Source organism: Pseudomonas sp. BF-R-01, assembly GCF_019946615.1.
GTDB classification, from domain to species: Bacteria; Pseudomonadota; Gammaproteobacteria; order Pseudomonadales; family Pseudomonadaceae; genus Aquipseudomonas; species Aquipseudomonas migulae.
This window is the reverse complement of sequence record NZ_JAGYFX010000004.1, coordinates 1-25,844: the sequence shown is the minus strand read 5'-3', so window position 1 is coordinate 25,844 and position 25,844 is coordinate 1. Positions and strand designations below refer to the sequence as shown.

Annotated in this window: 21 protein-coding genes; 16 read left to right on the top strand and 5 right to left on the bottom strand. The window is 59.3% G+C overall.

Annotated features, from left to right (window positions below; genetic code table 11):
• Positions 1-128 precede the first annotated feature (128 nt).
• The 15 genes from KGB27_RS03090 (at position 129) to KGB27_RS03020 (ending at position 18,554) form a co-directional block, all read left to right on the top strand.
• Positions 129-1,544 (top strand): purine-cytosine permease family protein, encoded by a 1,416-nt coding sequence (locus KGB27_RS03090; protein WP_223553142.1) that lies wholly within the window; start codon positions 129-131, stop codon positions 1,542-1,544.
• A gap of 590 nt (positions 1,545-2,134) precedes the next feature.
• Positions 2,135-3,445 carry a nucleotide sugar dehydrogenase gene (locus KGB27_RS03085; protein WP_008038962.1) on the top strand — a complete coding sequence of 437 codons (1,311 nt, stop codon included), beginning with the start codon at positions 2,135-2,137 and terminating at the stop codon, positions 3,443-3,445.
• Positions 3,446-3,502: 57 nt separating this feature from the next.
• Positions 3,503-4,984 (top strand): glycosyltransferase family 2 protein, encoded by a 1,482-nt coding sequence (locus KGB27_RS03080; RefSeq protein WP_008038964.1) that lies wholly within the window; start codon positions 3,503-3,505, stop codon positions 4,982-4,984.
• 64 nt (positions 4,985-5,048) lie between these two features.
• Entirely contained in the window at positions 5,049-6,263 is a 1,215-nt protein-coding gene (locus tag KGB27_RS03075; protein WP_223415517.1) for an alginate biosynthesis protein Alg44, read from the top strand.
• Positions 6,260-7,660, top strand: coding sequence for an alginate biosynthesis protein AlgK (locus tag KGB27_RS03070; protein ID WP_223553141.1), 1,401 nt, complete (start codon positions 6,260-6,262; stop codon positions 7,658-7,660). Before KGB27_RS03075 ends, KGB27_RS03070 begins: the two co-directional genes overlap by 4 nt.
• 41 nt (positions 7,661-7,701) lie before the next feature.
• Positions 7,702-9,090 carry an alginate export family protein gene (locus tag KGB27_RS03065; RefSeq protein ID WP_223415530.1) on the top strand — a complete coding sequence of 463 codons (1,389 nt, stop codon included), beginning with the start codon at positions 7,702-7,704 and terminating at the stop codon, positions 9,088-9,090.
• Positions 9,091-9,173: 83 nt separating this feature from the next.
• Positions 9,174-10,691: a mannuronan 5-epimerase AlgG gene (gene algG / locus KGB27_RS03060; protein ID WP_192228291.1), complete on the top strand. Its 1,518-nt coding sequence runs from the start codon at positions 9,174-9,176 to the stop codon at positions 10,689-10,691.
• 11 nt (positions 10,692-10,702) lie between these two features.
• Complete coding sequence (locus KGB27_RS03055; RefSeq protein ID WP_223553140.1) at positions 10,703-12,100, top strand: alginate O-acetyltransferase AlgX-related protein; 1,398 nt, start codon at positions 10,703-10,705, stop codon at positions 12,098-12,100.
• A complete protein-coding gene (locus tag KGB27_RS03050; RefSeq protein WP_223553138.1) occupies positions 12,100-13,212 on the top strand; it encodes a mannuronate-specific alginate lyase in 1,113 nt (370 codons plus the stop codon). The genes KGB27_RS03055 and KGB27_RS03050 overlap by 1 nt, the downstream gene beginning before the upstream one ends.
• Positions 13,213-13,317: 105 nt before the next feature.
• A complete protein-coding gene (locus KGB27_RS03045) occupies positions 13,318-14,739 on the top strand; it encodes a mannose-1-phosphate guanylyltransferase/mannose-6-phosphate isomerase (protein ID WP_223436609.1) in 1,422 nt (473 codons plus the stop codon).
• A gap of 119 nt (positions 14,740-14,858) precedes the next feature.
• Entirely contained in the window at positions 14,859-15,491 is a 633-nt protein-coding gene (locus tag KGB27_RS03040; protein WP_223553136.1) for a CGNR zinc finger domain-containing protein, read from the top strand.
• Positions 15,492-15,603: 112 nt separating this feature from the next.
• On the top strand, positions 15,604-16,479 hold the full coding sequence (locus KGB27_RS03035) for an alpha/beta fold hydrolase (protein ID WP_223553134.1): 876 nt from the start codon (positions 15,604-15,606) through the stop codon (positions 16,477-16,479).
• Between the two features lie 499 nt (positions 16,480-16,978).
• Positions 16,979-17,272 (top strand): fructose-bisphosphate aldolase, encoded by a 294-nt coding sequence (locus KGB27_RS03030; RefSeq protein WP_223553132.1) that lies wholly within the window; start codon positions 16,979-16,981, stop codon positions 17,270-17,272.
• A 198-nt stretch (positions 17,273-17,470) separates the two neighbouring features.
• Positions 17,471-17,833 carry a hypothetical protein gene (locus KGB27_RS03025; RefSeq protein WP_223553130.1) on the top strand — a complete coding sequence of 121 codons (363 nt, stop codon included), beginning with the start codon at positions 17,471-17,473 and terminating at the stop codon, positions 17,831-17,833.
• A complete protein-coding gene (locus tag KGB27_RS03020) occupies positions 17,820-18,554 on the top strand; it encodes a zeta toxin family protein (protein WP_223436621.1) in 735 nt (244 codons plus the stop codon). Before KGB27_RS03025 ends, KGB27_RS03020 begins: the two co-directional genes overlap by 14 nt.
• Positions 18,555-18,643: 89 nt before the next feature.
• Here KGB27_RS03020 and KGB27_RS03015 read toward each other — a convergent pair whose 3' ends face one another.
• From KGB27_RS03015 to KGB27_RS02995, 5 genes are all read right to left on the bottom strand, one after another.
• Positions 18,644-19,090, bottom strand: coding sequence for an NUDIX hydrolase (locus KGB27_RS03015; protein WP_223553128.1), 447 nt, complete (start codon positions 19,088-19,090; stop codon positions 18,644-18,646).
• A 114-nt stretch (positions 19,091-19,204) separates the two neighbouring features.
• On the bottom strand, positions 19,205-19,753 hold the full coding sequence (locus KGB27_RS03010) for a cupin domain-containing protein (protein WP_007946335.1): 549 nt from the start codon (positions 19,751-19,753) through the stop codon (positions 19,205-19,207).
• 373 nt (positions 19,754-20,126) lie between these two features.
• On the bottom strand, positions 20,127-21,410 hold the full coding sequence (locus tag KGB27_RS03005; protein WP_008027204.1) for an NAD(P)/FAD-dependent oxidoreductase: 1,284 nt from the start codon (positions 21,408-21,410) through the stop codon (positions 20,127-20,129).
• A 52-nt stretch (positions 21,411-21,462) separates the two neighbouring features.
• Positions 21,463-22,953, bottom strand: coding sequence for an aldehyde dehydrogenase (locus tag KGB27_RS03000; protein WP_223553126.1), 1,491 nt, complete (start codon positions 22,951-22,953; stop codon positions 21,463-21,465).
• A 251-nt stretch (positions 22,954-23,204) separates the two neighbouring features.
• Positions 23,205-24,581, bottom strand: a complete 1,377-nt coding sequence (locus KGB27_RS02995; RefSeq protein ID WP_008039000.1) for a glutamine synthetase family protein — start codon at positions 24,579-24,581, stop codon at positions 23,205-23,207.
• A 272-nt stretch (positions 24,582-24,853) separates the two neighbouring features.
• On the opposite strand from KGB27_RS02995, the gene KGB27_RS02990 reads away from it, so the two are divergent.
• Positions 24,854-25,615: a gamma-glutamyl-gamma-aminobutyrate hydrolase family protein gene (locus tag KGB27_RS02990; RefSeq protein WP_223553124.1), complete on the top strand. Its 762-nt coding sequence runs from the start codon at positions 24,854-24,856 to the stop codon at positions 25,613-25,615.
• Positions 25,616-25,844 lie beyond the last annotated feature (229 nt).

Below are 25,844 nucleotides of genomic sequence, written 5' to 3'. Positions count from 1 at the left end.
TACCAACAAAACTACTAATTTATCTATCGCACCCCACCGCACATCATCAACTCCAACAAGAAAAGCGTCGCCCCACGCGGCGCTCACCGAAGTACGTCCACGTACTCAAAATTGCCTTGGAGTCCGTCATGGTTACCGCAGCAACAGCACCCGCCCCACTCATCGAAAAACACACCATCGGCTACGTGCCACCCGAAGATCGCCACGGCAAAACCCGTGACCTGTTCACCCTCTGGTTCGGCGGCAACATCGCCCCGCTGCCCATCGTCACCGGCGCCCTCGGCGTGCAGATGTTTCACCTCAACCTGGTGTGGGGCATTGTCGCCATCCTCGTCGGCCACCTGGTCGGCGGCGTGCTGATGGCACTGCACTCGGCGCAAGGCCCGCAGATGGGCATCCCGCAAATGATCCAGAGCCGCGCCCAGTTCGGTTCCCTCGGCGCGCTGCTGGTGGTGCTGATCGCCGGCATCATGTACATCGGCTTCTTCGCCTCCAATATCGTCCTCGCCGGCAAGTCCCTGCATGGCGTGGTCGACAGCGTGCCAGTGCCGGTCGGCATCGTCATCGGCGCCCTCGGTTCCGGCATTATCGGCATCATCGGCTATCGCTTCATTCACGTGCTCAACCGCATCGGCACCTGGGTGCTCGGCGCGGGTATCGTGCTCGGCTTCGGCTACATCTTCACTCACGTGCAGACCGCCGACTTCCTCACACGCGGCAACTTCAATATTTCCGGCTGGCTCGCCACCGTGTCCCTTGCCGCACTCTGGCAGATCGCTTTCGCGCCCTACGTCTCCGACTACTCGCGCTACCTGCCGGCCAACGTGCCCGTCGCCGCAACCTTCTGGACGACTTATCTGGGCACCGTGCTCGGCTCCAGCCTCTCGTTCATCTTCGGCGCAGTCGCCGTCCTCGCCACGCCCGTCGGCATGGACACCATGGACGCCGTCAAACTCGCCACCGGCTCCATCGGCCCGTTGATGCTCGTGCTGTTCCTGCTCAGCGTCATCAGCCACAACGCCCTCAACCTCTATGGTGCGGTGCTGTCGCTGATCACCCTGGTACAAACCTTCGCCTACCGCTGGATCCCCACCGCCAAAAGCCGCGCCATCCTGTCGATCATCCTCCTCGCCGCCTGCTGCTTCGCCGCCGTCGGCGCCTCCGCCAACTTCATCGGCCACTTCGTCGACATGGTGCTGGTGTTGCTCGTGGTGTTGGTGCCATGGACCGCGATCAACCTGATCGACTTCTACGCCATCCACAAAGGCCAGTACGACATCAATTCGATCTTCAAGGTCGATGGCGGCATCTACGGCCGATACAACCCACAGGCACTGTTGGCGTATGCGATCGGGATCGTGGTGCAGATTCCGTTCATGAACACGCCGCTGTACGTCGGGCCGATTTCGGAGCACATCAATGGGGCTGACCTGTCCTGGCTGGTGGGCCTGATCATCACCTCGCCGCTCTACTACTGGCTGGCCAATCGCGACACCGCGTACAAGCGCCGCCTCTCCACCGGGAAACTGGCCAATAGCCTCTAACTCCCTCACATTTCAACCGCAATAAAAAACCGCATTAATGCGGTTTTTTATTGCTTGATCATATTATGCAGCTCCAAGATATTGACTATCACGCATAATAAAAACGCCAATAAAACCGTTATTGAAAATTTGACATGTCTCAGCAACTTTACACTCTAATAAAAAATTGATCTGGCTGATTGCAAAATTGTAACGCTGGCGTTGCACCGCGCCAGTGCCGCTTCAAAAAAACGATATATCCACCTGCCTGATTTTGGTGCAAAAATACATATTCTACTCATATTACCAAACGAAATAAGTTAGATATCCATCTGTTTTTGTTGATGTTTTTTATTTGCAATTCACATATTGTCTTTTGGCACCTTCCTTGTAACCCCCACTCTTTATATTGCTGGCGCGAACTGTTCGAAATTCCTGTTAAAAAAAATGACAGTGCCAGGAAGATGTTTGTCTACACTCTTGGTTCTGCGATTGCTGGCCCGAAAAACACGTTGAACCAAACTGCCGCTTAGTTAGCCAAATAGAGCAACTGTCGGCCTGTGTGGCATGCCGACGGCCATCCGAAATCCGGGTATATGGGGAACTTACCAATGCGTATCAGCATATTTGGTCTGGGGTATGTGGGCGCTGTATGCGCGGGCTGTCTGTCTGCTCGCGGTCATGACGTAATCGGCGTGGATGTCTCGCAAGTCAAGATTGACCTGATCAACCAGGGTAAATCGCCTATCGTCGAACCCGGCCTGGAACCGCTGCTCGAACAGGGAGTGAATTCAGGGCGGCTGCGCGGCAGCAGTAATGTAAAGGCAGCCGTGATGGACACGCAGATGTCATTCCTCTGCGTCGGAACGCCCTGCAAGAAGAATGGCGATCTGGATCTGGTCTACATCGAGTCGGTCTGCCGCGAGATCGGCGAAGCCCTGCACACCAAGGACAGTTGGCATACGGTTGTGGTGCGCAGCACGGTACTGCCGGGCACCGTCAAGAATGTGGTGATCCCGATACTGGAAGACTGTTCCGGCAAGAAGGCCGGGGTCGACTTCGGTGTGGCGATCAACCCGGAATTCCTGCGCGAAAGTACGGCGATCAAGGACTACAACTGTCCGCCCATGACAGTGATCGGTGAACTCGACCAACGCAGCGGCGACCTGCTCGCCTCGCTCTTTCAAGAGCTGGACGCGCCGCTCCTGCGCCGCAGTATCGAAGTGGCCGAGATGATCAAGTACACCTGCAATGTCTGGCACGCGACCAAAGTCACCTTCGCCAATGAGATCGGCAATATCGCGAAGGCTGCCGGCGTGGACGGTCGCGATGTGATGGACGTGGTCTGCCAGGACACCAAGCTCAACCTGTCGCGTTATTACATGCGCCCAGGTTTCGCGTTCGGCGGTTCCTGCCTGCCCAAGGATGTGCGTGCGCTGAACTACCGCGCCGGGCAACTGGATGTCGAGCACCCGCTGCTGGCGTCGATCATGCGCAGCAATGCGGCGCAGGTTCAGCGAGCCTTCGACATCATCACCAGTTACGGCAAGCGGCGTATCGCCCTGCTCGGCCTGAGCTTCAAGGCCGGCACCGATGACCTGCGCGAAAGCCCGCTGGTGGAGTTGGCCGAAATGTTGATCGGCAAGGGCTACGACCTGCATATCTTCGACCGCAACGTTGAATACGCGCGCATCTACGGCGCCAACAAGGACTACATCGAATCGAAGATTCCGCACCTGGCTTCGCTGCTACGCGCTGACCTTGTGAAGGTGATCGACGAGGCGGAGGTGATTGTACTTGGCAACGGTGACGAGTCCTTCAGAGCCCTCGCGCTTGAGGTGCCCGAGGGCAAGCAGGTGGTTGACCTGGTGGGTTTCATGCCACACACCAGTGACGATCAGCTCGAAGGCATCTGCTGGTAAGAGAGTCACCGAACTGCAACCCGGGCAATACGGGTTTATCGAACAGGAGTCACAAGTATGGCTGGTGCCAGGGATTACTTGCGCGAAGCGGCGGGCTGGCTGTTTTACGTCACCGCGTTGCTGGGGCTTGCACTGCTGCTGCCGCGCTCAGTGTTCGATCCCCAATCCAGGGACTTTCTCCTGTTGCTGGGGGCTGTCGGTATCTGGCGCTACTCGATGGGGGCTGTCCATTACATACGAGGGTTACTGTTCCTTTATGTGGTGTTCCCCTACTACAGACGCAAAGTCACCCGGCTCGGCAGCATTGCCGACCCGTCGCACGTGTTTTTGCTGGTCACCAGTTTTCGGATCGAGGCGCTGACCACGGCGCAGGTGTACCGCTCGGTGATCGAAGAAGCCATCGGTTGTGGTTACCCGACCACGGTGGTCTGTTCCATCGTCGAGCTCGCCGATGAATTGCTGATCAAGGCACTCTGGGACAGCTATACCCCGCCGGAGCAGGTCAAGCTGAGCTTCGTGCGGATTCCCGGCACCGGCAAGCGCGACGGCCTGGCCCATGGTTTCCGGGCGATCTCCCGGCACGTGCCGGACGCCGATGCGGTGGTGGCCGTGGTCGATGGCGACACCGTGCTTTCCGCCGGGCTGGTACGTCAGACCGTGCCCTGGTTCAAGCTTTTTCCGAACGTCGGCGGGTTGACCACCAATGAGTTCTGCGAGGTACGCGGCAGCTACCTGATGAGCGAATGGCACAAGCTGCGGTTCGCCCAGCGGCACATCAATATGTGCTCGATGGCACTGGGCAAGCGGGTGCTGACAATGACCGGGCGGATGTCGGTGTTCCGCGCCCAAGTGGTGACCGATCCCGGATTCATTCAAGACGTCGAGCGCGATTATCTGCAGCACTGGCGCCTGGGGCGTTTCCGCTTTTTGACCGGCGATGACAAGTCCAGTTGGTACAGCCTGATGCGGCTGGGTTACGACACCTTTTATGTGCCCGACGCGGCGATCAACACCGTCGAGCATCCACCGGAAAAGAACTTCATCAAGGCCAGCCGCAAGCTGATGTTCCGCTGGTATGGCAATAACCTGCGGCAAAACTCACGGGCCCTGCACCTGGGCGTGCGGCGGCTGGGCTGGTTCACCTCGCTGGTGTTGCTCGACCAACGCGTATCGATGTGGGCCAGCCTGCTCGGGCCGTCGGTGGCGATCATTGCCAGCCTCAAATACAGCATCGCCTACTTGCTGATTTATGTGCTCTGGATCGGCGTGACGCGCCTGATCCTGAGCCTTCTGTTGCTGGCGTCGGGGCACCCGGTCGGGCCGGCTTATCCCCTGATTCTCTATTACAACCAGCTGGTCGGCGCCATGGTGAAGATCTATGTGTTCTTCCGTCTCGACCAGCAATCGTGGACGCGCCAGAAAACCAAACTCGACCGTGGGCTGGCGAGCTATCAGCGCTGGTTCAATACCTGGTCGTCGCGGGCCATGACGTTTTCGGCCGGCAGCGTGTTTTGCGCGCTGCTGATGTGGATTGTGTAGTGCAGGTGTCAGGGCCGTGGCAGGCCGTGCCGGATCGGACTCAATCGATGGGAAGGAACGCGTTATGAACACAGCTTTTGTTGCTGTTGATGACAATGTCGTGCACGAGTCGGAGGTGCAGCGTCAGCATGCGCGGCTGACTCTGCCGGCGAGGATCAAGTTTCACGGGCCGGACCGGGAGCCGTTCGATTGCGAGCTGATCGACTTGTCAGCCGGTGGATTCAGCCTGAGTCAGCCGGGTACAACGCTGATCGTTGGCCGGCAACACAAAGGCAAACTGGTGTTCCAGGTCGATGCGCTGGGGTTTGCCATCGACGTGGAGTTTGTCGTGCGCTCGATTAACGACGAGGGGCAGCGCATAGGTTGCGAGTTTCAAAACCTGCGCCCTCGTGCGATTTCCGCCTTGCGTTACGTGATCACCTCTTACCTCTCGGGCGGGGTGATCAGCCTGGGTGACATGCTCTCGACCCAGCAGCGCGACAACTTCACCAAGCCGCGAAAGCACGAAAGCGGCCACGGCATGGGCATTCTCGCTCGCGTGCGGGCCACCGCGGTAAGCCTGCTGATGTTCCTGGTGGGACTGTTTGCCTTTGGTTATGTGGTGCACCAGTTGTATGGCATTTATTTCGTCACCCATGCCGAATCGGCGCGGGTCAATGTGCCCGGCCAGTTGATCGGCCTGCCGCGCGACGGCAGCGTCAATTCGTTGGTCAAGGTGGGGTCGGTGGTGGCCAAGGGCGCCCCGCTGGCGACTTTTTCCGCCTCGCTGCTGGATGTGATGAAAGGCAACCTGCCGCCCGGGCAGGCAACCCCGGAAAACCTTGAGCGCCTGTTCAGCCGAACCCTGCAAGGCTCGTTGACCAGCCCTTGCGATTGCCGGGTGGTGTCGCAGTTGGTGCCGGATGGCCAGGTCGTCGGTAAGGGCACCACGGTGTACGAGTTGATGCCGATCGACGGTGTGGCGACCATCGAGGCGCGCTTCCCCTACAAGAATTTTGCCAAGATCCAGCCCGGCAAAGCGGTGAGCTTCCAGTTGATCGGCGAAGAACAGCCACGCGCGGGCAAAATCACTGCGGTGGCGCTGGACAACGGCGGCCTGGCCTCGGACCTGCGGGTCACCATTGAGCCTGACAGCCCGTTGCAAACCGATCAGGCCGGGCGGCCGGTGGAGGTCAGTATCGAAGACCTGCAAGGCAATGTCTGGGTGCAGAGTGCCTCGGCGGCCAATGCCTGGGTGAAAAACACCTGGGCGAATAAAGTCATGGCGGCCGGAAAATGAACGGCGCATGGCGATCGGGGCTGCGGTTTTCCGCGCTGGCCGCGGCCCTGACAATGATTCATGGGTGCGGCACCCTCCCCGATCAAGGCTTGGCGCGCGAGGCCATGGCGCGCGGCGATTATGAAACGGCTCGCAAGAACTACGCGCCGCTGGCCGAGGACGGCTATGCCGACGCCCAGGCCGGAATGGGCGACTTGACGGCCTCGGCGGGCGACCCGGCGAGCCTGAAAGAGGCTGAGGGATTGTACCGGCAGGCCGCGCCGGAATCGGTCAAGGCGCAGTCACGTCTGGGCCGCGTGTTGCTGCGTCAGGGACCGACGGATCCCAAGCAAGTGCAAGAGGCCCGGCAATTGCTGGAAGGCGCGCTGGACAAAGGCGAGTTCAGTGCCGTGGTGCCGCTGACCTTGTTGTACCTGGGCTACCCGCAACTGACGCCGGGGGTGGATCCGCAGCAGAAGGTCAACAGTTGGCGCGCCCAGGGCATTGTCGAGGCCGACCTGGCGCAGATTCTGATTTACCGCAATCAGGGCACTTATAACGCTCACCTGCCGCAGATCGAGCAGATGTGCCGGGCGAGACTGGCATTACTCGATGCCTGTTATGTGGAGCTGGCCACCATCAATCGGATGCGCGCCCAGTCCAAGGCGCAAACCGACTTGCTGGCGCAGTTGCGCCAGGGTTGGCGCGAGGGACGAGTAGCGCCCTTGCGGGTCGAATCGGTGGCGCGCGTTCTGTCGACGCCGACACTCGAAGGCCCGGCCGATCCGCAAAGCGCCCAGCGCCTGCTCGAGGAACTGGCACCCGACTATCCACCGGCCTGGACCAGCCTGGCGCGGCTGATCGACGACTACCCCGCCCAAGGCGATGCGCCGCAATTGCTCTCGGCCTTGCAGCGCGGGCGCGAAGCGGGCGATCCACGGGCGGAACTGCTGACCGGGCGCCTGTATTACCTCGGCAAATGGCTGCCGCAGGACCCGCGCCTGGCGCAAGAGCACCTGCTCAAGGCGGCCGCCGCCGGTGAAGTCGGGGCGCATTACTACCTGGGCCAGTTGTACCGGCGCGGTTATCTGGGCCAGGTCGAACCACAGAAAGCGCTGCAACACTTGCTGCTGGCAGCGCGCAACGGTTCGCCCAATGCCGACCTGGCGCTGGCGCACATGTTTTCCGATTCACGCGGGGTCAAGGTCAATCGAATCAATGCCTTTGTCTTTGCGCAACTCGCGCAACGCCAGGGCGTGGTAAATGCGGGGCCAGTGCTGTCGGCCGTGCAGTCGGGGATGACCCCGGCAGAGAGGAAAATCGCGCAGCCCTTACTTGAGGAAGAAGCTCAGGCCCGTCTGACGGGCGCGGCTCTCGCCAGGCTGCAAACTCCGGAAAATGGACAGGACTTACTATGAAACAAGCACTGTTGGCAGGTTATGGTCTGGGAGTTTCGCTGATGTGCAGCGCCGGTCTGGTGCTGGCGGCGGAAGTGGCGCCGAAGAATTTCGGCCTGGATGTGAAGATTACCGGCGAGTCGCAGGACGACCGGGACCTGGGCACTGCACCCGGTGGCACCCTCAACGATATTGGCCTCGACCTGCGCCCCTGGGCCTTTGGCCAATGGGGCAACTGGAGCGCCTATGTGATGGGCCAGGCGGTAGCGGCGACCGACACCATCGACACCGACACCGTGAACAACGGCGTCGACGACAGCAACACCCGTGAAGCGGATGACAGCTACCTGGCGCTTCGCGAGTTCTGGGTCGACTATTCGGGCATCACGGCCTATCCGGGCGAGCATCTACGCCTGGGCCGCCAGCGTCTGCGCGAGGACAGTGGCGAGTGGATGGACACCAACATCGAAGCGCTCAACTGGACCTTCGAAACCACGTTGCTGCGCAGCCACGTCGGCGCCGCTCAACGCTTTTCCGACTACCGCACCGACCTGGACGACCTGGCACCGGAAGACAAAGACCGTTCCCATGCCTTCGCCGACATCTCTACGCAATGGACGCCCAACAATTGGGTCGGCTTGCGTGTACATCACTCGGAAGACAGCGGCAATCTGCCGGACCCCGGTGACCGACTCGACACACTCGACAAGACCACCACCGGCAGCCTGACCTGGGTCGGCCTTGAAGCGAACGGTGACGGCTACAACTATCGCTCGACGATGCCGCTCAATTACTGGATCAACGCAACCTGGCTGACCGGCGATCGCGACAACCTCAACAGCGTGATCGTCCCTTCCGGCGATCGAATCGCGACAGGCCACACCAGCGGCGACGTCAATTCCTGGGCCGCGGACCTGGGCTTGCGCTGGAACATCGATGACGCCTGGCGCCTCGGTGCTGCCGCCGCCCGTGGCGATGGCGGCGGCAACGACCAGGAGAACCAGTTCCAGCAAACCGGCCTGCAAAGCAACCGCTCGAACTACACCGGCACGCGCTCACGGGTACACCGCTTCGGCGAAGCCTTTCGCGGTGAACTGAGCAACCTCCAGACAGCAACGCTGTTCGGCGCCTGGTCGTATCGCGAGGACTACGACGCCAGCCTCGTCTACCACCGCTTCTGGCGGGTCGACGACCAGACGGAAACCGGCGACGACGGGATCATCAATGCGGCGCTGGTGGACGGCGAGAAGGACCTGGGCCAGGAAGTCGATCTGGTCATGACCAAGTACTTCAAGCAAGGCCTGTTGCCCGCGAGCATGGTGGATTGGGTCGACGAACCCTCGGCACTGATCCGCCTGCGCCTGGGCGTGTTCTTCCCCGGTGACGCCTACGCCAACGACACCGATTCGAGCATGCACCGGGCGTTCATCGATTTCGTCTGGAAAATCTAGGACCCGGTGGCTGCCCGCGCTGAAGCCATCGCGGGCAACGGCACATTGATCACAACCGGCTGCCTTTTGGATGAGTGAGACTTATGGACCGTGTCGTCAAGATAGGACTGATGCTCGCCGCAATGCTGTTGGTGCAGACGGCAGGTGCCAGTGCGGCAGGTGACCTCCTGATACCGCGCTACAGCATCAGCGAGGCTCCGGGAAAACCGTTGCTGATCAAGGAACCGAAAATGCCCGACCTGTCCGGCTATACCGCCGAGGCAGTCGCCGCGAAGATTGCCTACAAGCCCGCCGGCCGTGCCTTGATCCAGCCGATGCTCAAGGAGAACGCGCTCGATGAGTTCATCGGCGGCCAGGACCGCTTCAAGGAATGGGTGGTGCGCCAGAAGCAAATGCCCGTGGCGATCTTCATCGACCGTGGCTACATGAGCCTGACGCAACTGGCACGCAGCCTGCCGCAGACAGCCCTGCGCGAGACCGCACCGGGGGTGTTTCTGGCGCGCTTGCCGATCGTCATCCGTCCCGGCGGGACGCTGCATATCGACAAATCGGTGAAGGAATTGCGCTTGTCCCAGGACGGCGGTTCGTTCCTGGTCAACGACGGCAAACTGTTCATTACCGATACCAAGGTCAGCGCCTGGAGCGAGAAAGACGACAGCCCGGCCTGGTTCAAAAAAGAGGAAACGTTTCGCCCGTTCCTGATTTCCTGGGGCGGCACCGAAACCTACATCGTCAACAGCACCATCACCAGCTTCGGCTACACCGAGAGCAAGAGTTATGGGGTGAGTATTTCCCAGTACAGCCCGAGCATGGCGCCGAAGATGAAGCGCAAAAAACCGACCGGCTGGCTGATCAATTCGCAGTTCATCGACAACTATTTCGGCTTCTATTGCTACGAGGCCGACGACGTGGTGATTCTACGCAACACCTATCGCGCAAACATCGTATATGGCATCGACCCGCACGACCGTTCGCGCCGGCTGATCATTGCCCATAACGATGTCTTCGATACCCACAAGAAGCACGGCATCATCCTCTCGCGCGAGGTCAACGACAGCTGGATCATCTACAACCGCACCTACAACAATCATCTGTCGGGCATCGTCCTGGACCGTTCCAGCGTCAATAACCTGCTGGCCTACAACGAAACCTACAAAAACCGTTCCGACGGCATCACCTTGTACGAGAGCGGCAACAACCTGATCTGGCGCAACCGCGCGGCCGACAATGACCGACACGGGATCCGGGTGCGCAACAGCACCGGCGTGCGCCTGTACGAAAACGAGCTGATGGCCAACGCCCTGACCGGGATCTATGGCCACACCAAGGATTTGCGTGGCAGCGACCGCGATCTCAAGGAAGACCCTTACGAAGCCAAACTGTCGCTCACCGTGGTCGGCGGCAAGCTGATCGGCAACGGTTCCAGCCCCATCGCCGTGTTTTCACCCTCGCGCCTGGAACTCTATGACTTGACCTTTCTCGCGCCGCAGAAACAGGACGGACTGGCCTTCACCGGTTTGCTGGGGGACGTCCAGGGCGACTTGATGGACATCCTCCTGCGCCGCCATGCCGCCGCGTTGATTCTGCCCGAGACACTGTGAGGAGCCTGCCGATGAACACCTTTCATGGATTTGCCGCGCTTGGCCTGCTGTCCATGTCGATGGGGGCACAGGCGCAGCCGCAGTACACGGCCGAGGCCTGCTGCCAGCTGTGCCCGCAAGCGGCGCAGGCGACATATTACGAACAGCCGGAGCTGAAAAACTACGCGACCCTGGTGGAGGCCAAGGACCAGTGGCTGTTTCGCACCCGTAGCGATTTGCGCACCGACTTCGGCCTCGATGAGAGCGGCTACAAAGCCCTCAAGCGCCTGCGCGACGGGCTCGCCCAGCGCGGCGTCGAACTGGTGTTGGTGATGCCACCCAGTCGCGGCCTGCTGCACGCCGACCGCCTGACGCCGCAGGAACTGGCCAGCTTCGATCAGGCCAGGGCCCGGCAAAACTACCTGCAAACCCTGGACCGGGTGCGCGGCCTGGGCATTCTGGCGCCCGACTTTGCCAACCTGCTGAGTTCGCCACAGCCCGCCGGGCAGCCCTTCTACTTCAAGGGCGATCACAACTGGACGCCCTATGGCGCCGAGCGCAGCGCCCAATTGGTGGCCCAGACGCTCAAGGGCAACGATGTGCTCAAGGCGTTGCCGCATCAGGTCTTCGCCAGCCAACCGGCCGGTCTGTTGGGGCGCTCGGGCACGCTGCAAAAAGCCGCCGCACAGATCTGCGGCAACGGCTATGCAGCTCAGTATGTGACCCGATATCAAACCCGCGCCCAAGGCGATTCCAAGGACCCCGCCAAGGTCGCACTGATCGGCACGAGCGCCAGCAGCGAGCTGTTCAACTTTCCCGGTTTCCTTGAACAATACCTGGAGACGCCGGTCCGCAACTTCAGCGTACCGGGCGGTGGCTACGATGATTCGTTGATCGCCTACCTGCTCGGCGACGACTTCCAGAACGCCCCGCCGGCGGTGCTGGTGTGGGAAACCGACAACCTCGACAGCCTTGGCAAACCCAGCTTCTACCGCCAGGCAATGGCGGCGCTGAGCGATGGCTGCGACAACCAGTCCCCGCTGCTCAAAAGCCAGGCGACCCTGCACAGTGGGCGCAATCAAGTGTTGTTCAACGGCAGTGGCGGCAACGTGTATCCGATCAAGGGCAATCGTTATCAGGTCGACCTCAAGTTCGCGGATCCCGGCGTGCGCCTGCTGAACGCGACCCTGACCTACCTGAACGGTCGCCAGGAAAACCTCAGCTTGAGCCGTTCGCCGACGGTCAATACCCAGGGCCGCTTCGCCTTCGAGCTGCGCGGCGACGGGGACTGGGGCGAACAGACGCTTCTTTCCATGGACGTGCAACCGCCGCCGGGTATGACCACCACAGGGCTTTCAACCCGACTGTGCGTCAAACCCGCCATTACGGCAGCACCGACCCTGCGCACCGCGCAGACGGAGGAAAACTGATGCGCCCGGCACACTGGGCCGCCATTGGCGTGGCCTTCATTCTGATGGGGCCGATCATGCAAGCGGCCGCACAACTTCGCCCGCCGCAGGGCTATTACGCGCCGGCCACAGAGAAAAAGGGCGACGCGCAGAGCTGTCCGGCGACGCCCAAACCCTATACCGGCGACCTGTTGATCCCCAGCAAATACGAAGGCTCGGGCAAGGCTCGGGATCAGCTCAACGCAGAATCCAACAAACGCTACAAGGAAATGTCCGGCGATATCAACGAACTGGAAAAAGGCGTCAACAAACAAGTCGCCGCCTACTTGCGGCTCGGCCGCCCCGGTCATGTGGACTGCACGTTGAGCTGGCTGGGCGATTGGGCCAAGGCGCAGGCGCTGCTGAGCACCACCTACACCCACACCGGCAAGTCGATGCGCAAATGGGCGCTGGGCAGTATTTCTTCGGCGTACCTGCGGCTCAAGTTTTCGCGTTCACAGCCATTGAAAGGCCGTGAAGCGCAGACCCGTCCCATCGAAGCCTGGATCGGCAAACTCGCCGAACAGGTAGTGCGGGACTGGCGCGACCAACCGCTGGACCGCCTCAACAATCACCAGTATTGGGCGGCATGGTCCGTCATGGCGGCCTCGGTGGTGGTTGACCGGCGTGACCTGTTCGACTGGTCGGTTGCACAGTTTCGCATCGGCGCGTCCCAGGTCGATGCCGACGGGTACCTGCCCAACGAATTGGGCCGCGACACCCGTGCTCTGGCTTACCATAACTACGCGATGGGGCCGCTGATGATGATCGCCTCCTTCGCCCAAGCCAACGGCGTCGACCTGCGCGAAGAAAACCACGGCGCCATGCGGCGTCTGGCGACGCGCGTGGAAGAAGGCATCAAGAATCCAGGTTTGTTCGAACGCAAGACCGGCCACAAGCAAGCACTCGAAGACCTCAACGAGGATGGCAAGTTTGCCTGGCTGGAACCGTACTGCGCGCTATACGACTGCTCAGCGCAAACCAACCGCTGGCGCCAATCGGTCGAACCGATGAAAAACTACCGCCTGGGCGGCGACATCACCCAGCTGTTTGCAGACCAGAAAGACCAGGTGCAACAGCCGGCACGCCCCTGATTGCGGCCGATTTGAATTGAGCTTGTGTTTCAAATAATGGAAGGCAGTCCTTCGCTGTTCGAAGCGCCTTCATATCGAACGATGAAGGTGTGGGAGGAAAGAAAAATGATTCCAGTCATTCTGTCCGGGGGCAGTGGTTCCCGGTTGTGGCCATTGTCACGCAAGTTGTATCCCAAACAGTTCCTGAGCCTGGCCGGCGAAGGATCACTCTTTCAACAAACCCTGCAGCGCCTGGCGTTCAACGGTATCGGCAAACCGATCGTGGTGTGTAATCAGGAGCATCGCTTTCTCGTCAACGAACAACTTGCCGCCATCGGCTGCACGCCGCAGGCGATCCTGCTCGAACCCTTCGGCCGCAACACCGCACCGGCGGTGGCGCTGGCAGCCCTCAAGCTGATTGCCGAAGGCCGCGATGAGCTCATGTTGGTCCTTCCGGCCGACCATGTGATCAGCGACGTCCCCGCTTTGCGCGCCACACTGGAACACGCAGAGCAAGAGGCGCTCAAAGGCAATCTGGTGCTGTTCGGCATTCCGGCGACACGTCCGGAAACCGGCTTCGGCTACATCAAGGCCGACTGCAGCGATGCGGGCGCCCATGCCTTCAAGGTCGAGCAATTTATCGAAAAACCCGACCAGCAAACCGCCGCCGAATTTGTCCGCTCCGGCGAATACTTCTGGAACAGCGGCATGTTCCTGTTCCGTGCCAGCCGCTACCTCGAAGAGCTGCGCACGCACGAACCGGACATGTACGACACCTGCGTGATGGCCCTGGAGCGCAGCCCCAGCAGCGAAGGCGTGACCAGCATCGATCGCGTCACCTTCGAATGCTGCCCGGACAACTCCATCGACTACGCGGTGATGGAACGCACCCACCGGGCCTGGGTCGTCCCGCTCAGCGCTGGCTGGAGTGACGTCGGTTGCTGGTCGTCGCTGTGGGATGTGCACGAAAAGGACACCGACGGCAATGTGCTCAAGGGCGATGTCGTCAGCTACAACAGCCGCAATTGCTTCGTCCATGGCAGCAGCAAACTGGTGACCCTGCTCGGGGTGGAAAACCTCGTCGTGATAGAAACCGAAGATGCACTGATGGTCGCGCACCGCGACACCGTGCAAGACGTGAAAAAACTGGTGAACGCGCTCGACGCCCAAAATCGCTCGGAAACCCAGAACAACTGCGCGGTGTATCGCCCCTGGGGCAGCTACCACTCGGTGGACAACGGCATCCGCCACCAGGTCAAGCACATCACCGTCAAACCGGGCGCGCAACTGTCCCTGCAAATGCACCACCACCGCGCCGAACACTGGATCGTGGTCTCCGGCACGGCCCAGGTGACGTGCAATGAAAAGGTCTTCCTGCTGACGGAAAACCAGTCCACCTACATTCCGATTGCTTCGGTGCATCGGCTGGCCAACCCCGGGAAAATTCCGCTGGAGGTGATTGAGGTGCAGTCCGGAAGCTATTTGGGTGAGGATGATATTGAGCGGTTGGAGGATGTTTATGGGAGGAACCAGCAGGTCAAGAACTGAGCCCATTCAGTAACCCCACCGAGTACCATGAAGAGGTTATCAAAAAAATAGTAACTTGTCGGACGCACTTTGAGTGGTTACGCTGAACCTTATCAATCCAGGCTTTAGCGGACATCCTCATGAACAGCACTCCCCGTGGACCGGCCCTCTTCGTCGCCGACGCCGCCGCTCTCGATTTTCTGAACTCGATAGCAACGCCGGTCGATGAACCCGTCGACTGGATCGACGACGGCAACGGCTGGCTTGAATGGCTGAAACAATCGGGCTGGGTGGAAGACGAGATACTGCAACGGCTTCAGGCACAAGCGATGCCTGGAGAGCTGGAAACCGTCGCGGCGCAGGCACGGTCATTGCGCGAATGGTTTCGCGGCTTTGTCCTGAAATACAAAGGAAAACCGCTTGAAGCCTCGGCCCTGACAGAGCTAGAGGCCTTGAATCGCCTGCTCGAACGGGACGAAAAATACACCCAGATCACGCTGCAGGACGGCGAAACACCAAAGCTCGCCTGGGAACTGAAACGCCGCTGGCGCAGCCCGGATTCCCTGCTGTTGCCACTGGGCGAAGTGCTCGCGCAGTTCGTCAGCGAGGAAGATTTCACCAACGTGAAATGTTGCGAAGGACCGAGCTGCACCCTGATGTTCGTCGATCACACCCGAGGCAGAAAACGCCGCTGGTGCAGCATGGCGGTCTGCGGCAACCGAGCGAAAGCAGCGGCCCACCGCGAGCGGCAAAAGAAAGTCATCGATGCTTGAGGGTGAAAAACAATAACCTATCAAAATCATTTTGACAGGTTACTTTGTTCGTGCCAGATTTAATCTCGAAAACCGGCTTGATCTCATCCATGCGGTTACGAGGCCAATCATCATGACCAGCACCACTGCACCTATCCGCTACACATTTGCCGACGTCGACGGCGTTCGCGTCTTCTACCGGGAGGCAGGAGAACCGGCCAAGCCGACCCTCCTCCTGCTCCACGGGTTTCCCAGCTCATCCCACCAGTTCCGCCAACTCATCCCGTTGCTTTCAGCCCACTTCCACATCATCGCCCCGGACCTGCCCGGCTTTGGATTCACCGAAGTGCCCGCCGAGCGCAAATACAAGTACACCTTCGACGCGCTGGCAGAAACGCTGGGGCATTTCGTCGAGACCCTGGGACTGAAACGCTACGCGATGTACGTCTTCGATTACGGCGCACCGACCGGCCTGAGACTGGCAGTCAAATACCCCGAAAGAATGACCGCGCTGATCTCGCAAAACGGCAACGCGTATCTCGAAGGACTGGGCGATGCATGGGCACCGATCAAAGCCTACTGGGCAGAACCGTCGGCCAAAAATCGCCAGGTCATCGCCGACGCGATCCTGCACCTGCAAGGCACGCGCTGGCAGTACGAACACGGCGTCAGCACGCCTGAACTCATCGCTCCCGAGTCCTACACCCTCGACGCGCTGCTATTGGAGCAGCCGGGCAACAAAGACATCCAGCTCGACCTGTTCCTGGACTACGCGAACAACCTCAAACGCTACCCGGACTTTCAGCGCTTCTTCCGCGAGACCCAACTGCCGACACTGGCCATCTGGGGCCAGAACGACCCCTTCTTCATCCCGCCTGGCGCAGAAGCGTTCAAACGCGACAACCCCAATGCCGTTGTCGAATTACTCGACACCGGACACTTCGCCCTGGAAACCCACGTCGACTACATTGCGAAGCGAATCATCGAAGTGATCGGTCACGCGGCATAAAGCAATCACAGGCGGACGCAACAATGCGCCCGCCTACATCTCCCCTGTGGGAGCGAGACCGGCTTGCCGGCGATGAGGCCCTCACATTCAACACAAACATTCACTGTCACACCTTTCAGCCCACTCGATTTCACAAACCTGACATCCGAAAAACGTGTAGGAATTTACCTTTTGTAACGAGGGGAATTGTTCCCAGTAAGCAGCGAATCGACCCCAAAACCTGCCCCCGATTTCCCACGGCACTCCACCCCCCTCGGAATGCCGCGAAAGCCCCGTAAACAGTGGCATTAAGCCTTGTCACAACAAGCGCCAAAGCGTCCTACAGCCCGGTTGTGAGCGCCAAAATCGCAGCTTATAGTTTCCCCCGTCGCTGCCATTGTCGGTGACCGGGATTCGCAGCCCAAAAGAGAAGACACCGAAGACCGCCAGACCCGCGCAGCCGCCCTCCGTCGGTAAACGAGTAATGGCGATTGTGATTCATCTTTTTAGGACTACATCCATGACGACCCAACATCCGCCCCGCCGCTTCACCCCGATGTCCCAATTCGCCACCGACTACCCCGTACTAGTCATCGACAGCCACGCCCCAATCCGTGAACTGCACAACGTCGTCAGCGAACGCCTCAACGCGGTCCTCCCCTACCTCCAGCTCATGGGCTGCACCAGCCTCCCCGACTACGCCGAAAACGACATCAACACCGTCGCCAACATCGCCCGGATTTTGCTCCAGGACGTGAGTGATGTGTTTCGGGTGATTGAGCAGCGTGGGTTTGAGGCACCCAATGGGTACTGATCAGCTCTTGAACCGCAGCAACACTTGTTGCTGCGGTTTTTTGGTCGCTTGAACACACGCTGTAATGTTCACTTTCTTTTCAGTGAGCCGGTTTCAGGGGATCGTTACAGAGAGCTATCGGCAAAAGCCCCCGCATTTCATGCTGGAAAATCTGTCCTTCACACAGTGATCAAGGCTTACACTACCGAGGAAATTGATATGGAACTGATGACGTTCGAAAGCCCGGTTAATGCGGTATTATCCGGACAAGAAGCACCAGAGCGCTCGCTCAAGCGGAGAGTCCCGATGACTGCAAGAACCAAAAAGCTTTCGGATAAGGAGATGGACGCTCTCGAGCGCCAGATACCTGATCTCGCCCAAATAGCCACCAAGACTGCTTATGCTCGCGCACTGTTGGTGAGTGATAGCGTACTTCGTGTCGATTCCGGCGATTTGGTACGGATCTCACTTGATGGCAGCAAGACTGTTGTAGCCAAAGCCGAGCCGCGTCGCAAAGTCAAAGTAGGTGAAGTGATCACCGTGCGCCGTATCGAAGATCAAACGGCTGGTGGTCGTGCCTAGGTTTCGGGTATTTGCGGGACCGAACGGATCAGGCAAAAGCACCATCAAGGGAGAAATTGATCCCGCCCTTATCAAGATGTACGTGAATGCCGATGATCTCGAGAAGGAAGCGAAAGCAACCGGATTCATCGACTTGGCTACCTTTGAAGTCGCCACTACATTGCCTGAGTTACTCACGTTCCATGCCGAACACTATCTGGTAAGAAACAAAGAGCTCAGCGATCAAGCCAAAAAAATTGGTTTGCTGGGCACTAAAGTTGACTACCGAAACGTACACGTCAATTCCTATCTGGCTTCCGTGATATCGGACTTCATACGCCAGCACCTGCTGGAAAAAGGTGTGAGTTTTACCTTCGAAACGGTGATGTCACATCGCAGCAAGGTCGACTTCATGAAAGAAGCCCAGGCTCACGGTTATCGGATATATCTTTACTTCGTTTCGACTGAAAATCCGGCAATCAACATAGACCGCGTAAAAATCAGAGTCCGCGAAGGTGGTCATCCCGTGGCATCTGACAAGGTACGCGAAAGGTACTACAAATCGCTGGGTCTACTGCCAGAAGCCATTGCAGTCAGCAATCGGGCTTACATCTTCGATAACTCCGGCGACAGTACGGTTTTTCTTGCGGAGATTACTGATGGGGACAGCCTTGAATACCGTACTGAAGACATCCCTGACTGGTTCTTCAAGTCTTACGTCGATGAAGTCGAAAATACATAAGCGTTAACGAATCATTCAATCAGCAAAAAATCAAAAAGGTGACAGACCTGTTTAATAAATAGATCTGTCACCTTTTTCACTCACGGGCGTCAGTCTAGCAGTGCTAATTTCTTAAGTAGTTCGTGCAAACCATCAGGAACCAACGGCGCTTCGGCAGTAAAGCTTGCGCATGGGAGCCACTTCGCAACGAAGGCCGCGCCATCGCTTTCTTGAGCATTCAAGTACGACAACTCATAGACACTGGCATCCACAAACTTCGCGTCATACACCTGCACGATTTCGTGCCCTGGTGTGCCGTTATACGTAAAGAGGCTTTCAAGCGTACCGAGCAAGCGAACATCGGTGATGGGTAAACCGAGTTCTTCCTGTACTTCTCGTACAACGGCTTGGGCACTGGTTTCACCGAATTCGATTCCGCCACCGATTGGGCGGAAGAATGGCTTTTCAGTGATGGGGTCGCGAGATTCGTTGACCAGAATCTTGCCGTCGTGATGGAAGATGCAAAGTGCGAGGGGGCGGATGCGGGGTGTGGTCATGATGTGAAGTCCATTTACTTTGAAAATTCCTGAAGCAGCTGCTCCCATTCGGCATGGGTGTTGGTCGCGGACGCAACCTCGGCAGCTGCTACAGGTTGGCGTCCGTTTTTGAGATCAGAAGTTAGCCGGGGTGTTGGCGCTGATGATTTCCGCTTCATCCTGGCCGATGTTGCGGAACTTGTGCGGTAAGGTTGTCGGGAAGTAGTAGCCGTCACCCGCGTTGAGCACACTAATCTGCCCATCCACCGTCAACTCAACCGTCCCCCGCGTAACCAACCCACACTCTTCCCCTTCCGAGTGCACAATCGGCTCTTCCCCCGAACTCGCCCCCGGCGCGTATTGCTCGCGCAACAAGCGCATCTGCCGGCTCGGCACCGAAGCGCCAATCAGCAGCAACCGCAGCCCATGACGCCCAAGATCCGGTTGTTCGTTGGCGCGGAACACGTATTGATGTTCACGTGGCGGCTGATCAAAGGTAAAGAAGTCCGCCAGAGACATCGGGATGCCTTCGAGCAGTTTTTTCAGGGAGCTGACGGAGGGACTGACGCGATTCTGTTCGATCAGGGAGATGGTGGCATTGGTGACGCCGCTACGCCGGGCCAGCTCGCGCTGGGAGAGTTTGTAGCTTTCGCGTACTAATTTGAGTCGTGAGCCCGTGTCCATGACAGCCTTATGCGAGGAAAACTTAAGGGTTATGGGGGTGGATGGCGGGCGACTTTTGGCCGCGAAAGTACCGCTTCCCTGTCCCGTAATTGTGAAAGGCGGGTATTAAATCACGTTTGGGGGTGTTGCTGTAGGCGCATGGTTATTGGTGATGGTGGTGGGTCAGTTGGCATTGATGGGGAACCGGATGGCGTCATCGCGAGCGAGCTCGCTCCCACAGTTTTTGACCTCTGCTGCACGTACATTTTGTGCCTGCCATGGATCCAATGTAGGAGCAGAGCTTGCTCGCGAAGGCGGTGTGTCAGGCGGCATCGATGTCGGATGTGCCGCCGTCTTCGCGAGCAAGCTCTGCTCCTACAAGGGCTGTGTTGGGTTAGATGCCGAAACGGTCGCGAAGCGCGTAGTACGCAGCGCCCATGGCGGTGAGTGGGGCCTGGAAGGTGCGGCCGCCGATCATTGGCATGTGCGGCAAGGATGCGAAAGCATCGAAGCGTTCGGCGTCGCCGCGGATCATTTCCGAGATCAGTTTGCCGGCCAGGTGCGAGCAGGTGACGCCGTGGCCGCTGTAGCCCTGCATGTAGTAGGCGTTTTTCTCGATGCGGCCAAATTGCGGCATGCGCGACATGGTCAGTAGGAAGTTGCCGGTCCAGCGGTAGTCGATTTTCACGTCCTTCAGTTGCGGGAAGGTCTTGAGGATTTTTGGCTTGATCAGCTGTTCGATGTCATCCGGTTCACGCGCGCCGTAGACCACGCCGCCACCGTACAGCAGGCGGTTGTCGGCGGTGAGGCGGTAGTAGTCGAGCAGGTAGTTGCAGTCTTCGACGCAGTAGTTGTTTTTGATCAGGCTGCGCGCAACCTTCTCCGACAACGGTTCGGTGACGACGATTTGCGAGCCGCACGGCATGCTTTTGGCGGTCACGCGATTGTCGAGGCCCTGCGGCAGGTAGGCGTTGCCGGCGATCAGCAGGTACTTGGCGCGGACCACACCTTTGGCGGTGCGCACGGTGATCGGTTCGCCGTAGGTGATTTCCACCGCCGCCGATTGTTCGTAGATTTTGCCGCCCAGGCCGATGATGGCCGAGGCTTCGCCGAGGGCCAGGTTCAGCGGGTGGATGTGGCCGCCCTGCATGTCGAGCAGGCCGCCGACGTAGTTGTCGCTGCCGACTTCGCGCTTGATGTCCGCGGCGTCGAGCATTTTCAGGTTCTTGTTGCCGTAGCGCTCCCAGCTGCTTTTCTGCTCGGCCAGGCCTTTAAGCTGCTTTTTGTTCAGCGCGGCGAAGATGCCGCCCGGCTTGTAGTCGCACTGGATGTCGTAGTGTTGTATGCGCTGACGGATGATGTCGGCGCCTTCGAAGATCATGCTGCCGAGGACTTCGGCGGTTCTGTCGCCGTAGCGCTCTTCGATGACATCGACGTCGCGGCTGTAGGAGTTGACCAGTTGGCCGCCATTGCGACCGCTGGCGCCGAAACCGACTTTGGCGGCTTCGAGTACGGTCACGCTGTAGCCGGCTTCGGCGAGGAACAGCGCCGAGGACAAACCGGTGTAGCCGGCGCCGATGATGCAGACGTCGCAATCCACCGCTTGTTCCAGCACCGGGAAGTCGCCGGTGAAGTTGCGGGTTGCGGCGTAGTAACTGTTTACATGAGTCTGTTTCATAGGTTTCTCCGATGGCCGCTGGCATGTGCCGGCGGCCGCCGTTGTAGAAGTATTAGAGCTTGATCCAGGTCGCTTTGAGCTCGGTGTATTTGTCGAACGCGTGCAGCGATTTGTCTCGACCGTTACCCGATTGCTTGTACCCGCCGAACGGCGCGGTCATGTCGCCGCCGTCGTACTGGTTGACCCAGACGCTGCCGGCGCGCAAGCCGCGAGCGAAGGTGTGGGCCTTGCTCAGGTTGCTGGTCCAGACGCCGGCGGCCAGGCCGAAGATGCTGTCGTTGGCGATGGCCAAGGCTTCTTCAGCGGTATCGAAGGTGATCAGCGACAGCACCGGGCCAAAAATTTCTTCCCGGGCGATGGTCATGGCGTTGGTCACGCCGTCGAAAATCGCCGGCTCCACGTACAGGCCGCCAGTGGCTTCCAGGGTGCGGCTGCCGCCCGCGATCAGTTGCGCTCCCTGGTCTTTGCCGACCTGGATGTAGCGCAGCACGTTGTCCAGTTGACGCTGATCGACGACCGCGCCGACGGTGGTTTTCGGGTCCAAAGCATGCCCCGGTTTCCAGGCTTGCAGCGCTTCTACCAGCAGCGGAATGAACTGCTCGCGAATCGAACGCTCGACCAGCAAGCGCGAACCGGCGGTGCAGACTTCGCCCTGGTTGAAAGCGATGCCGCTGGCCGCTGCCTGTGCTGCCGCGCGCAGATCCGGCGCATCGGCGAACACCACGTTCGGGCTCTTCCCCCCTGCTTCGAGCCAGACGCGTTTCATGTTGCTTTGGCCGGCGTAGATCAGCAGTTGCTTGGCAATCGCGGTCGAGCCGGTAAAGGCCAGCACGTCGACGTCCATGTGCAACGCCAGCGCCTTGCCGACGGTGTGGCCGAAGCCCGGCAGAACGTTGAACACGCCTTTCGGGATGCCGGCGTCCAGCGCCAACTGCGCGATGCGGATCGCGGTCAGTGGCGACTTTTCCGAAGGCTTGAGGATGAACGAGTTACCCGCCGCGAGGGCCGGGGCGAACTTCCAGCTGGCCATGATCAACGGGAAATTCCACGGCACGATGGCGGCAACGACACCGGCAGGTTCGCGGGTGATGAGGCCGAGTTGATCGTGCGGCGTGGCAGCGACTTCGTCGTAGATCTTGTCGATGGCTTCGGCGCTCCAGCGGATCGCGTTGGCGGTCGCCGGGATGTCGATGTTCATCGAGTCGTTGATCGGTTTGCCCATGTCGAGGGTTTCGAGCAGGGCGAGTTCTTCCCGGTTGGCCAGGATCAGGTCGGCGAAGCGGATCAAAGTGCGCTTGCGCTCGGCCGGGGCGAGATTGGCCCAGATGCCGGATTCGAAGGTGCGGCGTGCGACGGCAACGGCTTCGTTGGCGTCGGCTTCATCGGTGCTGGCGACGTTGGCCAGGAAGCGGCCGTCGACCGGGCTGATGCATTCGAAAGTTTCACCGCTGAGTGCAGCGCGGTATTGGCCGTCGATGAAGGCGCGGTTTTCGATGGTTAGGGACTGGAAGCGTTGTTCCCAGTCGCTGCGAGTGTTTGTCATGGTTGTGACTCGACGCAGAGGAATGTTGGGTGGGCCGTGGGCGTTGGTGGTGGCTGAGCTGCCGCCATCGCCGGCAAGCCGGCTCCTACAGGGTTTGGTGACGTACACAAAAGCTGTGCACGACGAAGATCAACTGTAGGAGCCGGCTTGCCGGCGATGGCGGTGTGTCAGGCGAGATCAATGTTGATTGATCTACCGCTATCGCCAGCAAGCCGGCTCCTACAAGGTTTGTGTCGTCGACGCAGATCTCGTCAAACCGTGTGCAGGTACCAGTTGTACTCAAGGTCCGAAATGGAGTTTTCGAACTCGGCCAGCTCGCTTTCCTTGCACGCCACGAACACGTCGATGTACAGCGGGTCGATGTATTTGGCCATGACTTCGCTGTCGTCCAGCTCGCGCAATGCATCGCGCAGGTTGTTCGGCAGGCTTTGCTCGTTTTGCTCGTAGCTGTTGCCTTCCACGGGTGCGCCCGGCTCGATCTTGTTGGTCAGGCCGTGGTGCACGCCCGCCAGCACCGAAGCCATCAACAAGTACGGGTTGGCATCCGCACCGGCCACGCGGTGTTCGATGCGCACGGCATCGGAGGAACCGGTCGGCACACGTACCGCAACAGTACGGTTGTCGATGCCCCAGCTCGGCGAGTTCGGCACATAGAACTGCGCGCCGAAACGGCGGTACGAGTTGACATTCGGGCAGAGGAAAGCCATCTGCGCCGGCAGGGTCTCGAGCACACCGCCGATCGCGTGTCGCAGCGCGGCGTTCTGCTCGGGATCCTCGCTGGCAAAGATGTTGTTGCCTTCTTTGTCGAGAATCGAAATGTGCACGTGCAAACCGTTGCCCGCCTGACCCGGATACGGCTTGGCCATAAACGTGGTGTCCATCTCGTGGTCGTAGGCGATGTTTTTCACCAGACGCTTGAGCAACACCGCGTAGTCGCAGGCCTTGATCGGGTCGTTGACGTGATGCAGGTTCACTTCGAACTGCGCCGGGGCGCTTTCCTTGACGATGGCGTCAGCAGGAATGCCCTGCTCTTTCGCGCCTTCGAGGATGTCTTGCAGGCAATCGACATATTCGTCGAGGTCGTCGATCAAATACACCTGGGTCGACATCGGACGTTTGCCGGAAACCGGCGAGCGTGGCGATTGCGGACGACCGTTCACGTTGTCCTGGTCGATCAGGTAGAACTCGAGTTCGAACGCAGCGCAAATGGTCAGGCCAAGTTCGTCGAACTTGCGCACCACATTGGCCAGCACTTCACGCGGGTCGGCGAAGAACGGTTCGCCTTCGAGCTCGTGCATGGTCATCAACAGTTGCGCGGTCGGGCGCTTCTGCCAAGGCTCAATGCTCAGGGTGCCAGGGATTGGATAGCAGATCCGGTCAGAGTCGCCGATGTCCAGACCCAGGCCGGTGCTTTCCACCGTGGAGCCATTGATGTCCAGGGCAAACAGGGACGCCGGCAGGTTGATGCCTTTTTCGTAGACCTTATGAAGACTGGTGCGCTCGATGCGCTTGCCGCGCACCACACCGTTCATATCCGCAATCAGAAGGTCGACGTACAAAACCTCAGGATATTTCTTAAGGAATGCGTTTGCTTCGTTGAGTTGAACGGCACGCAGAGGGACCGACATGATGCACCTATTAGCTGTTAATTATTATGTTCACCGCACTTTCTGGAGCCCAGTCAACCCGAACAGCAAAGTGAAGTCAATAGCGAACACTTGGCCTTTCATCCTTTATTTTTGGGACTTTTCTGGGCACGAGAGTGCCATATAGGCCCTCAACACCGCACAAAGACTAGCAATCGGACGTGCGGCGTTTAGAATTTTTTACATGAGAGTTGTTAATTAAAATCAACAAAGCTAAGCTCCTGAAAAACTCGTTCAAGGTCGAGGTGATAAAAATGGCATTCAAGCCATTGATCGGCGTTACAGCGTGCGTCAAACAGATTGGCCTGCACCCCTACCACATCAGCGGCGACAAGTACTTGCGTGCTGTCAGCGTCGCGGCTCTGGGGTTGCCCGTGGTCATTCCTTCCTTAGGCGAACTGACTGAAATCGAGGATGTGCTCGCGCACCTTGATGGTCTGTTGCTGACCGGTTCGCCGTCGAATGTGGAGCCCTTCCACTATCAAGGCCCGGCCAGCGCTCCCGGCACGGATCACGATCCGGCGCGGGACGCCACTACCCTTCCTTTATTGCGTGCAGCCATTGCGGCGGGCGTTCCGGTACTCGGCATCTGCCGTGGCTTCCAGGAAATGAACGTGGCGTTTGGCGGCAGCCTGCACCAGAAGGTGCATGAACTGCCGGGCATGCTCGATCACCGCGAAGCGGACAGCCCTGAGCTGGCCGTGCAATACGCCCCGGCGCATGCGGTGACGGTGCAACCGGGTGGCGTGTTCGAAGCGCTCGAGTTGCCGACCGAGTTCATGGTCAATTCGATTCACAGCCAGGGCATCGACCGCCTCGCTCCCGGCCTGCGTGCCGAGGCGATTGCGCCGGACGGTCTGATCGAAGCGATTTCGGTGGACCACAGCCCGAGCTTTGCGGTCGGTGTGCAATGGCACCCGGAATGGCAGGTGCTTTCGAATCCTCCTTATTTGAGTATTTTCCAGGCGTTCGGCGATGCATGCCGACGACGGGCCGCGCAGCGTAAAACCCGCTGACCCAAAACACCCATTTACTGCCCCCGCGAGTTTTGCGGGCGTGCCTTTGCGCGTCCGTGGCTCGCGAAAACAACACACTGCAATAACAACAAGTACGACCCAGGCAGCCAGGACGGCGGCGCCGAATAAGCCCGAGCGGTATGGATCAGGCGAGCGCAATCCTTTGTAGGAGCGAGGCTTGCCCGCGAAGGCGGTGTTTCAGGCAACGATGATATCGACTGACATACCG